Here is an 11,609-nt window from a genome sequence, read left to right as displayed (position 1 = left end):
GAGGCCGGTGCAGGCCCCCTTGGCGCCGCGGCTGCGGAGAGTACGCGGGGAGCTTTCGTACGCTCCTGCAGTACGCGGGGGCCCCGCGTGCGCCAGGAGCTGGGGTTAGCGGGGGCCCGTGGAGGGCCAGCCGGGGCCGCGGCCGCGACGGCGCAGGTAGCGCTCGAACTCCGCCGCGATGTCGTCACCCGAGGCCTCGGTGATCTCGATCGCCGCGTCCCCGCGCTCCTCCAGCGCGCGCACGTAGTTGCGCACGTCCTCGTCCTCGTCGGCCATCTCGGTGACCGTGCGCTCCCACTCCTCGGCCTGCTCCGGCAGCGCGCCGAGCGGGACCTCGATGTCGAGGACCTCCTCCACCCGGTGCAGCAGTGCCAGGGTCGCCTTGGGGGAGGGCGGCTGCGAGACGTAGTGCGGCACGGCGGCCCAGAACGAGATCGCCGGGACGCCCGCCTGCACGCACGCGTCCTGGAACACGCCGACGATGCCCGTCGGGCCCTCGTACTTCGAGTGCTCCAGGCCGAACTTCGCGGCGGCGTCCGGGTCGTAGGCGGTGCCGGTGACCGGCACGGGGCGGGTGTGCGGCGTGTCCATGAGCAGCGCGCCCAGCGTCACCACCGTCGTCACCCCGAGGGCCTCGATGTGCCCGAGCAGCTCGGCGGCGAACTTGCGCCACCGCATGTTCGGCTCGATGCCGTGCACGAGGATCACGTCCACGTCCGAGCCGGGAGGCCGGCACACCGACAGCCGCGTCGTCGGCCAGTCGACCCTTCGGGTGACACCGTCCACCATCCGGACTGTGGGCCGCGTCACCTGGAAGTCGTAGTAGTCGTCCGGGTCGATCTCGGCGAGCGGGGTGGCGTCCCAGGTGAGTTGCAGGTGCTCGATCGCCGTGCTGGCGGCGTCGCCGGCGTCGTTCCAGCCTTCGAAAGCGCAGACCATGATCGGACTCGTGGGCGGAACGCGCGGGTTCGAGGGGGTCGGGGATTCCTGGGACGGATCGTTCACGGGCGCCAGACTACGGCCTCACCCAGCCAACTCATCGTAGGCTTGGCCCATGCGTGATCGCGGAGCGTCGCCGTTGCTGGAAGCGCTGGTGAACCGGGTTGTCGTCGCTGACGGCGCCATGGGGACCATGCTCCAGGCCGCTGACCTCTCCCTGGACGACTTCAGCGGTCTGGAGGGCTGCAACGAGATCTTGAACGTGACCCGCCCGGACGTCGTGAAGGCCGTGCACCGCGGCTATCTCGAGGTCGGGGTGGACGCCGTCGAGACGAACACGTTTGGTGCGAACCTCGCGAACCTGGCCGAGTACGACATCCCGGACCAGATCTTCCACCTGTCCGAACGCGGCGCCGCGCTCGCGCGTGAGGTCGCGGACGAGTTCAGCACCAAAGAACAGCCCCGGTTCGTGCTCGGAAGTGTCGGTCCCGGCACCAAGCTGCCGACGCTCGGCCACGCGCCGTTCGCCACGCTGCGTGACGCCTACCAGGAGCAGTGCAAAGGCCTGCTGGCCGGCGGAGTGGACGCGATCATCGTCGAGACCTCGCAGGACCTGTTGCAGACCAAGGCGTCGATCATCGGCGCGAAGCGGGCGATGACCGCGGACGGCCGCGTGGTCCCGATCATCGCCCAGGTCACCGTCGAGACGACCGGCACGATGCTGCTGGGCTCGGAGATCGGCGCCGCGCTCACGGCGCTGGAGCCGCTCGGCATCGACCTCATCGGACTGAACTGCGCCACCGGCCCGGCCGAGATGAGCGAGCACCTGCGCACGCTCTCCAAGCACGCCCGCATCCCGCTGTCGGTGATGCCGAACGCCGGCCTGCCCGAGCTCGGCCCGCACGGCGCGGTGTACCCGTTGTCGCCGGAGGAGCTGGCGCAGGCGTTGAGCGGGTTCGTGCAGGAGTTCGGCACGCGGCTCGTCGGAGGCTGCTGCGGCACGACGGCCGAGCACCTGCGTCAGGTCGCGGAAGCGGTCAAGGATCTCGGTCCCGCACAACGACGTCCTCGGCCGGAGCCCGGGGTGTCCTCCCTGTACCAAGCTGTCCCGTTCAAGCAGGACGCCAGCGTCCTGATGATCGGCGAACGCACGAACGCCAACGGCTCCAAGGCGTTCCGCGAGGCGATGCTGGCCGAGAAGTGGGAGGACTGCATCGAGATCGCGCGCGACCAGACGCGCGAGGGTGCCCACCTGATCGACCTCTGCATCGACTACGTGGGCCGCGACGGCGAAGCGGACATGCGCGCCCTGGCCTCCCGGCTCGCCACCGCGTCGACGTTGCCGATCATGCTCGACTCGACCGAGCCCGGCGTGCTCCAGGCCGGGCTGGAGTGCCTCGGCGGCCGCTGCACCGTCAACTCGGTGAACTACGAGGACGGCGCCGGCCCCGACTCCCGCTTCCAGAAGATCATGAGGCTCGTCAGCGAGCACGGCGCGGCGGTCGTGGCGCTGTGCATCGACGAGGAGGGCCAAGCCCGCACCGCCGAGTGGAAGGTTCGCGTCGCCACCAGGCTGATCGAGGACCTGACGACGAACTGGGGCATGCACCGGTCCGACATCATCGTCGACTGCCTGACGTTCCCGATCTCCACCGGCCAGGAGGAAGTGCGCCGCGACGCCATCGAGACGATCGAGGCGATCCGCGAGCTCAAGCGCCGTTTCCCGGACGTGCAGACGACTCTGGGCCTGTCGAACGTCTCCTTCGGACTGAACCCGGCAGCGCGTCAGGTGCTCAACTCGGTGTTCCTGCACGAGTGCGTCCAGGCCGGCCTCGACACCGCGATCGTGCACGCCTCGAAGATCGTGCCGATGGCGCGCATCCCCGACGAGCAGCGCGCGGTGGCTCTCGACCTGGTCTACGACCGCCGCCGCGAGGGTTACGACCCGCTGCAGAAGCTGATGGAGCTGTTCGAGGGTGTCACGACCAAGTCGAACTCCGCTTCGCGCGCCGAGGAACTGGCCGCGCTGCCGCTGTTCGAGCGGCTGGAGCGCCGGATCGTCGACGGTGAGCGCAACGGCCTCGAGTCCGATTTGGACTCAGCGCTGGAGCAGCGTCCGGCGTTGCAGATCATCAACGACACGCTGCTGGCGGGCATGAAGACCGTCGGTGAGCTGTTCGGCTCCGGCCAGATGCAGCTGCCGTTCGTGCTGCAGTCCGCCGAGGTGATGAAGTCCGCGGTCGCGCACCTCGAACCGCACATGGAACGCTCCGACGACGGCGGCAAGGGCCGGATCGTGCTCGCCACGGTGAAGGGCGACGTCCACGACATCGGCAAGAACCTCGTCGACATCATCCTGTCCAACAACGGCTACGAGGTCGTGAACATCGGCATCAAGCAGCCGATCAACGCGATCCTCGAAGCCGCCGAGGCGAACCGCGCGGACGCGATCGGCCTGTCCGGCCTGCTGGTCAAGTCGACCGTGATCATGAAGGAGAACCTCGAGGAGATGAACTCCCGGGGAGTCGCCGCGCGGTGGCCGGTTCTCCTCGGTGGCGCGGCTTTGACGCGCGCGTACGTCGAGAACGACCTGACCGAGATGTACTTCGGTGACGTCCGCTATGCCCGCGACGCCTTCGAGGGCCTGCGGTTGATGGACGCGATCATGGCGGCCAAACGCGGCGAGGCTCCTCTCGTCGATCCCGAAGCCGAGGCGAAAGCCGCTGAGCGCAAGGCCCGTCGCGAACGGTCCCTGCGCATCGCCGCCGCCCGCAAGGCCAAGGCCGCCCCTGCCGAGGAAGAGCCCTTCTCCGGCCGTTCGAACGTGGCGTCGGACAACCCGATCCCGACGCCGCCGTTCTGGGGCAGCCGGGTCGTGAAGGGCATCCCGGTCGCGGACTACAGCGCGCTTCTGGACGAGCGTGCGACGTTCATGGGCCAGTGGGGCTTGAAGGGCACGCGCGGCGGCGGCCCGACCTACGAGGAGCTGGTCGAGACCGAGGGACGCCCGCGCCTGCGTTACTGGATGGAACGCCTTGCCACAGAAGGTGTTCTTGCCCACGCCGCAGTCGTCTACGGCTACTTCCCGTGCGTGTCCGATGGCGACGACCTGATCATTCTGGCCGAGCCCTCTGCCGACTCCGCCGAGCGCTTCCGCTTCACTTTTCCGCGCCAGAAAAGGGATCGCAGGCTTTGCCTGGCGGACTTCTGGCGCTCGAAGGAGTCCGGCGAGGTCGACGTCATCGCGTTCCACCTGGTGACGATGGGCCAGCCGATCGCCGACTACGCCAACGAGCTGTTCGGCAAGAACGCGTATCGTGAGTACCTGGAAGTCCACGGACTGGGGGTCCAGCTCACCGAAGCGCTGGCCGAGTACTGGCACAAGCGGGTCCGCGAGGAGCTCGTGTGGCCTTCGGGCGGGTCAGTGGCTCAGGAGGACCCCGCCGACGTCGAGGCGTTCTTCAAGCTCGGCTACCGCGGCGCGCGGTACTCGTTCGGCTACGGCGCCTGCCCCGAGATGGAAGACCGCAAGCGCGTCGTCGACCTGCTCGACCCGGCGCGCATCGGTGTCTCCCTGTCCGAGGAGCTTCAGCTGCACCCCGAACAGTCCACCGACGCCTTCGTGGCGCACCACCCGGAGGCGAAGTACTTCAATGTCTGACCTCTCTGCCGTTCTGTGGGACATGGACGGCACGCTGCTGGACTCCGAGAAGCTCTGGGACATCCCGCTCTACGAGTACGCGGAGAAGCTCGGCGGCACCTTGTCCTTGGAGACCCGCGAGCGCATGGTCGGCACCAACGTGCCCACGACGATGCGCCTGCTGTTCGCCGACGTCGGCATCGAGCCGTCAGCCGACGACCTGGTGGACGGCGCCGCGTGGATCTCGCGCCGCACCGAGGAGGTCTTCCGCGCGGGCCTGCCCTGGCGTCCGGGCGCTCAGGAGGCGTTGCGCGCGGTGCGGTCGTCCGGCGTGCCGATGGCCCTGGTCACGTCGACCGAGCGCGCGCTGACCGAGGTCGCGCTGGACACGATCGGCCGGGATCTCTTCGACATCACGGTGTGCGGCGACGAGGTGGACGGGCTGAACAAGCCGCTGCCCGAGCCGTACCTGAAGGCCGCGCGGCTGCTGGGTGTCGAGGCGGCGCGGTGCGTGGCGATCGAGGACTCGCCGACCGGTGTGGCCGCCGCCGTTGCCGCCGGGTGCATCGTTCTGGTGGTGCCGTGCGACGTCGAGGTCGAGCCGGGGGAGCGGCGGATCTTCCGCGAGTCGCTCGTCGGCGTCGACCTGGACGTGCTGAAGACCCTCTGACGCAACGTGCGGTAAGCGGTTTCCAGAGTTCGGCCATCTGGTCCACTTCTGCCGCGGTGATCTCCGTGCCATAGTCGAGTGGTCGTGCTGGGGGCCGACATCTCGCTGGGGGGCGAGCTCGCGCTGATCGCGGGCGATCATCATGCCTTCTCGCGATCGATGCTGCCCTTGGCCAGGTTCGAGCTGCCTGGGGGATAGCTGTGACGGTACGAAGAAGTCTCATCACCGGCGTGGTCGCGGTCAGCGTCGCCACGTTCGCGTTGCACGCCGAGAGCATCGCCGCACCCGCCGGCAAACCCGGTGCCGTGGCGGAGATCCAGGAGATCTCGCCGCAGGTGCGGGCCAGGATGGCGGCGGAAGTACCGTTCGCGGACGCGGCGGACCGGATCGAGAAGGCCATCGCGCACAGCGGCGCGGACGGGCTTTCCGGCGTGGGCTTGGAGAACGAGAAGCTCGTCGTCTGGTGGAAGGGCGCTGTTCCCACCGAGGTCTCGCAGGAGATCAGCAGAGCCTCGGTCCCGGTCGAGGTGCGAGCGGCCGCGCACTCACGGCGTGAGCTGGAGGTCACGGCGGAGATCGTGGCCGCGCAGATGCGCGCGGACGCGAAGAGCCCGATTCACATGGTGCTGGTGCCGATCGACGGGAGCCGCGTGATCGCGGGCGCTGACCGCGCCGATGTCGCGGTGAGGACCTCGGGGACGGATGTGCCCGTCGAGGTCGTTGTGCGGAAACGCGCTCACACCACGGCAGGCCCGGCGACGCGCTACAACGACGGCTGGGCCGGCAACAACTTCGCGCCGTTCTCCGGCGGAGGCGCGATCATCAACGCGGACAACGGCGCGCGCTGTACGGCGGGTTTCGGTGTGCAGAACATCGCGGGAGCCCAGTTCCTGCTGACCGCGGGGCACTGCGGCAGGGTCAACGGCGCCTGGTTCAACGGCAACCGGAGCCGCAGCATCGGTACGGCCCGTCACGAGCACGTCGCGCACGACCTGCTGCTCATCCCGACCAGCGCGGACAACTGGATGTGGGACGGCGGCGCGACCACCGGGAACTTCACCAAGCGGGTGGACGGCTGGGCGGAGGCACGACCGGGCTTCGCGGTGTGCCACTCGGGTTCGACGAGCGGCGCGGTGTGCAACTTCACCAACTCGAACAACTTCGTGTACTCGTACTGCGACAACGACGCGTACGGCAACTACGAGTGCTACAACGACATGGTCTACGCGGACTACGAACCGGGCGGGACCGGTTCCCGCGACGGAGACAGCGGAGGTCCCGTCTTCACGCTGGTGGGCAGCAACGCGGTGAGGGCGGTGGGCACGCTCGACGGCAGCGGCGACGGTTTCATGATTTACCAGGACTTCCTGACCGCGACACGGGACTTCGGCATCACCACGATCGGCTGACCAGGAGAACGGGGCGCCGGAGAAATCCGGCGCCCCGACCCAACCGAATGCGTGTCCAGTGGGGTAGATCCAGTATGAACACCGTGTCCGGCCGCGAGGAGTTCGCCGACTGGGTCTCGCCGCATCTCACGGCGATGGCCCGGCTGGCCGCGCGGCTGGCACCCGACGCGGATCGCGACGACGTCGTCCAGGACGCGTTGGTCCGGGCCTGGCTCAAGCGCCACCAGTTCGACGAGCGGCGCGGCACGCCGTCCGCGTGGCTGCTGGCGATCACGGCCGACCAGGCGGGCAAGGCCCGGTCGCGGGCGGGCAGACGCCTGGCCGCGGTCCCGGACGAGCCCGCCTGCGGTGGTGACGAGGACGGGCTCGATCTGCGGCGTGCGCTCGACCGGTTGACCGGGCGGCAGCGCCTCGCCGTCGACTGCGTCTACTTCGTCGGCTTGACGGTGGTGGAGACGGCCGCTGTCATGCGCTGCGCCGAGGGCACGGTGAAATCCACGCTGGCTGACGCTCGCGCCAAGCTGCGTGTCCTGCTGGAGGTGGCCGGATGACCGATCCCGTGGACGAACTGCTGCACGAGGAGGGTGCGCGCTGGCGGGCGGAACAGCCGCCTGCGCCGCGTCCGGACGTGACCCGCTGGCGGAACCGCCGCTGGCTGACCGTTGCCGTGGCGGCGGGCGTGGTGCTGATCGCGGCGGGCGGTGTTCACGCGATCACGAGGCCTGCGGAGTCCGTGCCGTTCGGCGTCGCCGAGGACTCCTCGCTGGTCGTGCGCGAGGGCGCCGAGGTGGAGGCGACCGGCCGGATCACCGGCACCCCGATGCGATTCTGCGCTCCTGCGGCCACCTCGGCGATCAACGCGGGCACCTGCCGGTTCAGCGTGCCGGTCACCGGGCTCGACACGGCTCCGGACGGCGTCGTGCGGCTGCGCGGCGTCTGGAAGGCGGGCGTGCTGGAGGTGAGGCAGCGCCTCGACCCGCTGCCGGATCCCGTGCGCGACTGGGGCACGCCGTGTGCGCCACCGGCCGGCGGTTGGCGTTCCGGCCAGGCGGACGGCAAGGAACTGCACAGCTATGTCCTCGACCAGCACCCCGAGCAGTTCCGCAGGCCGTGGGCGTCCTTCCCGGACGGTCAGAACGGCGTCGACGTGCTCGTCGTCGAAGTCGTCGCAGGTGACGTGCAGGCGGCAGGCCGGGAGCTGAAGTCGCGCTACGACGGCAACCTCTGCGTCGTGGACGCGGCGGGCAAGCCGAGCCTGAAGGACCAGAAGGGCATCCGTGACGCGGTGTTCGAGCCCTTGCAGGCGATCATGCGCGACCAGGCGAACGGCGTCTACGGGCTCGGCGGCACCGACACCGTGCAGGTCGACCTGGTGATGCTCACGCCCGCGCTGGCCGAGCGGTTCGAGCGGATCAGCCCGGCGCTGGAGCTGCGCCCGTGGTTGCGTCCGGTGCGCTGACGATCGGGGTCCAGCACTCCCGGGGGACGAGCGTCGGCGACGTCGGCGCCCATTCCGGCACACCCGGCAAGGCTCGACCGGCTGGTGTGTCCACCGGTTTGGTCGTCGGCAGGTCGAGCCACGTCCTGCGCTCCGGCCCGAGATCGCTCGACACCGGGAACATCATCCCCACGCCCTGCCGCAGCCGGATCTCCCCGGCCAGCTCGGCGGCCCGCGGCGTGGCGACGACCCACTCCCGCAGCGGCCCCCACAGCCACAGCGCGGGCCCGTCCGAGAGGTCCATCCTGATCTCCGTCTGCCCGTCGGCCGCACACCGGCGGATCGGCGCGAGGCCGCCGCGCAGCGTGCCCGCCCGGACCACGTGCCAGGCAGCCAGCGGCACGTGCAGCGACGCACTCACCGGTGTTTCGGTGACCAGGCCGGGCGGCACCGGCTCGTAGCCCAGGAACGTCCTGCGCACCGACACCGAGAACCGCACTCCGTTGGCGAGCGGCTCAGTGATCACCGGCAGCGTCTCCGGATACGGCACCGAGGTGGGCACGAAAGGTGGCGATGGCGGCGTGCCCGGCGACGGCTCGCCGACCGGCCCCGGACTCATGGCCTGCCACTTGCCCTTGTCCGGCTCCGGCGGCGCGAGCTCCGCGCCGCCCGGTGCGAAGCCGGACGGCCCGGCGACCCGGAGCGTCGGGTTGATCTTCCACACGTCGGCCGCCGCCCAGCCGCCGTGAAGAGCCACCCGGCGGCGGCGGCGTTCGATCTCGGCGGCCAGACCGCGCGGATCCGGCGTGGGCACGATGATGTCGGCGTTGTAGCGGATCCAGACGGCCGGTCCCGGTGGCAGCACGACCTTCGTCCGCAGGCCGTCGCGCTGGTCGATCAGGTACTTGAGCTCCTTGCGCAGCTCGCCCGGCTGCACCAGGAGCACAGCGGCCAGCGGCGTGCCGAACACCGGCGAGTCGACGGGAGCGCCGGCGACGAGGCGGCTGAAGTACACGCGGTCCTGCTCGATCACCACGGCCACGTCGGGGGACAGCGGCACGATGATCGGGGCGTCGTTCATCGGCGCAGCTCCGGTGGCAGCAACAGGATCAGCGCGTTGAGGTAGTTCGCGGCCGGACCGTCGTACCCCAGGCCCCTGCGATGCACGGTGATCCATCCGTCCCGCAGTTCGAGGAACCCAGTCGACTCGCGAGGCGCGGCTGTCAGCGCGGGCGTCATCCGCCGGACGAACGCGAGATCGTCGCAGAACACCAGGAACCTGTCGTCGAACGACGGCATCCCCACCGCCACCGCGCCGTCGTTGCGGTCGTCCAGCTGGTTCGTGCCCCGAACGGAGACGCGCAGGGGAGGGCACGGGCCGATGGCCGTGCTGATCCACACGAACCTGTCCTCCGTCCTGCTCCCGGCGTAGGTCTCCTGGCCGACACCGCGCATCTCCCAGTGGACCGTGAAGGTCCGGCCGTCGAAGGTCTGCTCGGTGGTCTCCCGCCTGCCGCCGAACATCAGATGTCGAGCTCCTCGTCGGTCTTCGACGACTCGTCGCCCTTGGTGCCGTACGAAACGGCCTGGTAGATGCCGTCCGCGTATCCTGCGACCTTGTTCGCGATCTTGACCGGGTCGGTGTACTCCGAGCCCTTCGGACCGCTCTTGTCCAGGCCGATCGCCTTCTTCGCCTGGTCCTGCACGGCCTTGTCCAGCGCCTTGCCGAACGTGCCCGGCTTCTCCTTGGCGCCCTCGACGAACGCCTTGCCGATCTTCGACTCGCGCAGCACCTCGCGGATCCGCTTCAGCACGTTCATGATCTTCTGGATGATCGAGCGGACCTTGTTGACCTCGTTGCCGGCCTTCGCGGTCGAGATCCCGGCTTCGACCGGCGTGGCGGCGGCCGCGGCTGCTTCGGACGCCCCGCAGGTCGGGATGGCGGCGAGCTGCGCGGCGATCCAGGTGACGACCAGCCACTCGATCAGGTCGCTCAGGATGCCCTTGATGATGTCCTCGGCGACCTGCATGAACATCGAGCTGCCCTGCAGGATCGACGCGATGTGACCCGCCGTGGCCGCCGTGCCCTCGATGCCGTGGTGGAAGCCGCCGAGCTTCTGCGCGGCCTTGTCACCGGCCTCGGACTTCCAGCTCTGCAGGCCTTCCTTCAGCTTCTCGTCGAAGGTGCGGGCCAGGTCCTCGGTCTGCTTGGCGATGTCGTTGAACGTGCCCGCTGCCTTGCTGGTCGCGGCCGGGTCGCCGGTGACCAGGTCGACGGCCTGCTTCAGCGGCGCGACGACGTCCAGCAGCCAGCCGAGTCCCTTGGAGATCAGGAAGTTGAGCGGGTCGGAGATCGCACCGGCGAGCTTCATGCCTTCCTGCATGAAGTCGTTCATGTCGGAGACGACCGAGACGACATCCTTGGCGATCGCCTCGCCGTCACCCTTCTTGAGGTCGTCGGCCAGCTTGGAGCTGTCCTTCATGAGCGAGTAGCTGCTGCCGCCGAACGGAACGGACTTCGCCGCCTGCTTGCCGACGTTGCCGCCGGAGTACTGGTCGGTGTAACTGCCGAGCACCGCGCCGGCGTTCGAGGGCGCCTTGCCGCCCGAGATCATCGGTGGTGCGGTCGCGCTGTCCAGGCCTGACCGGAGGGTTTTGCCGAACACGTCGGTGGTCGTCTGCTCGTGTCCCGCGTAGGTCTGCGCGGTGGCGGAGAGGGCGGAATCGATCTTGCCGAACCCCTCGGTCATCTTGCCGAAGTGGCCGTGCAGGTCGGCGAGCAGCTCGTCGTACTGCTGATAGAGGCCGAGCAGGTGGCCGAGTGCGCCCCAGCTGACGGCGGGCACGGACGCCGAGGTGGCCGTGTCGTTGAGCTTCGTCGAGGTGCCGGAGAGGGCGCCGACCGTCTTGGCGCACCGGGCCAGTTCGTCCGGGTGCACCACGAAGCCGGTCACCAGCGATCATCCCTGCGGTAGATGCTGCCGGTGTCATCGTCGTCGTCCGCCGGGGGACGCGGGCGAGCGGGCGGATCGGCGGGCCGGCCGAAGATCTCCTCCTGCGTCTTCTGCACGCGTTCGGCGATCGCGAAGTCGGTGTGGCCCTGCACGATCTCGGCCTGCTGACGCGCGGCGGCCGCGACGGCCTGCTGCAGCGTGGTCATCACGGACTGCGAGAGCTGGGACGGCGACAGCTTCCCGGCGTCCTCGGTGAACCGGATCTCCTTGATGGAACCGGACAGACCCGCGACGACCGTGACGGCGCGGTCGGGGGACTGGACGCTGGCCTCGACCGTTCTGAGCTCCGTGCCCATCGACTCGTAACCGGCGGCACGGGCGTCGGCCGCGCGGTTGGCCTGCTCGAAGAACTCGAGCTTCTGACGCATCTGTTCCAGCAACTCAGCGCTGTCGGCCATGCACCGAACGTACCAATGGCGCCTGGGCGGGGTGGCCGTACCCTCGGCCACCCCACACAAACAGGCGACAGCGGCTTTATCCGCGGCCTTGGTCCTGCGCG

General features: G+C 69.5%; 10 protein-coding genes. 5 read left to right on the top strand and 5 right to left on the bottom strand.

Annotated features, from left to right (window positions below):
- Positions 1-105: 105 nt before the first annotated feature.
- Positions 106-1,005, bottom strand: a complete 900-nt coding sequence (locus ABZX92_RS43145; protein ID WP_355571532.1) for a PAC2 family protein — start codon at positions 1,003-1,005, stop codon at positions 106-108.
- A 49-nt stretch (positions 1,006-1,054) separates the two neighbouring features.
- Here ABZX92_RS43145 and metH point away from each other — a divergent pair, with 49 nt between their 5' ends.
- The 5 genes from metH to ABZX92_RS43120 all read left to right on the top strand — a co-directional run bounded on the left by metH (position 1,055) and on the right by ABZX92_RS43120 (position 8,117).
- Complete coding sequence (gene metH, locus ABZX92_RS43140) at positions 1,055-4,600, top strand: methionine synthase (RefSeq protein WP_355571530.1); 3,546 nt, start codon at positions 1,055-1,057, stop codon at positions 4,598-4,600.
- Entirely contained in the window at positions 4,593-5,249 is a 657-nt protein-coding gene (locus ABZX92_RS43135; RefSeq protein WP_355571529.1) for an HAD family phosphatase, read from the top strand. The genes metH and ABZX92_RS43135 overlap by 8 nt, the downstream gene beginning before the upstream one ends.
- A gap of 200 nt (positions 5,250-5,449) precedes the next feature.
- Complete coding sequence (locus ABZX92_RS43130) at positions 5,450-6,658, top strand: S1 family peptidase (protein ID WP_355571527.1); 1,209 nt, start codon at positions 5,450-5,452, stop codon at positions 6,656-6,658.
- A gap of 74 nt (positions 6,659-6,732) precedes the next feature.
- Positions 6,733-7,209, top strand: a complete 477-nt coding sequence (locus ABZX92_RS43125) for an RNA polymerase sigma factor (RefSeq protein WP_355571525.1) — start codon at positions 6,733-6,735, stop codon at positions 7,207-7,209.
- Complete coding sequence (locus ABZX92_RS43120; protein WP_355571523.1) at positions 7,206-8,117, top strand: hypothetical protein; 912 nt, start codon at positions 7,206-7,208, stop codon at positions 8,115-8,117. Before ABZX92_RS43125 ends, ABZX92_RS43120 begins: the two co-directional genes overlap by 4 nt.
- Here ABZX92_RS43120 and ABZX92_RS43115 read toward each other — a convergent pair.
- The 4 genes from ABZX92_RS43115 to ABZX92_RS43100 are packed head-to-tail and all read right to left on the bottom strand — an operon-like array spanning position 8,071 to position 11,508.
- Positions 8,071-9,177: a hypothetical protein gene (locus ABZX92_RS43115; RefSeq protein ID WP_355571521.1), complete on the bottom strand. Its 1,107-nt coding sequence runs from the start codon at positions 9,175-9,177 to the stop codon at positions 8,071-8,073. The two genes, ABZX92_RS43120 and ABZX92_RS43115, sit on opposite strands and share 47 nt — an antisense overlap.
- Complete coding sequence (locus tag ABZX92_RS43110; protein ID WP_355571519.1) at positions 9,174-9,620, bottom strand: hypothetical protein; 447 nt, start codon at positions 9,618-9,620, stop codon at positions 9,174-9,176. Before ABZX92_RS43110 ends, ABZX92_RS43115 begins: the two co-directional genes overlap by 4 nt.
- The gene (locus tag ABZX92_RS43105; RefSeq protein WP_355571517.1) at positions 9,620-11,050 is read right to left on the bottom strand and encodes a hypothetical protein; all 1,431 of its coding nucleotides are present in this window, start codon (positions 11,048-11,050) and stop codon (positions 9,620-9,622) included. The genes ABZX92_RS43110 and ABZX92_RS43105 overlap by 1 nt, the downstream gene beginning before the upstream one ends.
- On the bottom strand, positions 11,047-11,508 hold the full coding sequence (locus ABZX92_RS43100) for a YbaB/EbfC family nucleoid-associated protein (RefSeq protein WP_355571515.1): 462 nt from the start codon (positions 11,506-11,508) through the stop codon (positions 11,047-11,049). The genes ABZX92_RS43105 and ABZX92_RS43100 overlap by 4 nt, the downstream gene beginning before the upstream one ends.
- Between the last annotated feature and the right edge of the window lie 101 nt (positions 11,509-11,609).

It is taken from the genome of Lentzea sp. NPDC006480 (genome assembly GCF_040611995.1).
GTDB lineage: Bacteria > Actinomycetota > Actinomycetes > Mycobacteriales > Pseudonocardiaceae > Lentzea.
Note: the sequence above shows the minus strand (reverse complement) of the source record. Positions and strands in the feature narration are given on the sequence as shown.

Coding starts and splice junctions, on each gene's coding strand:
- ABZX92_RS43125 (WP_355571525.1), top strand. CDS start 6,733: ATGAACACCGTGTCCGGCCGCGAGGAGTTCGCCGACTGGGTCTCGCCG.
- ABZX92_RS43135 (WP_355571529.1), top strand. CDS start 4,593: ATGTCTGACCTCTCTGCCGTTCTGTGGGACATGGACGGCACGCTGCTG.
- metH (WP_355571530.1), top strand. CDS start 1,055: ATGCGTGATCGCGGAGCGTCGCCGTTGCTGGAAGCGCTGGTGAACCGG.
- ABZX92_RS43110 (WP_355571519.1), bottom strand. CDS start 9,620: ATGTTCGGCGGCAGGCGGGAGACCACCGAGCAGACCTTCGACGGCCGG.
- ABZX92_RS43120 (WP_355571523.1), top strand. CDS start 7,206: ATGACCGATCCCGTGGACGAACTGCTGCACGAGGAGGGTGCGCGCTGG.
- ABZX92_RS43115 (WP_355571521.1), bottom strand. CDS start 9,177: ATGAACGACGCCCCGATCATCGTGCCGCTGTCCCCCGACGTGGCCGTG.
- ABZX92_RS43100 (WP_355571515.1), bottom strand. CDS start 11,508: ATGGCCGACAGCGCTGAGTTGCTGGAACAGATGCGTCAGAAGCTCGAG.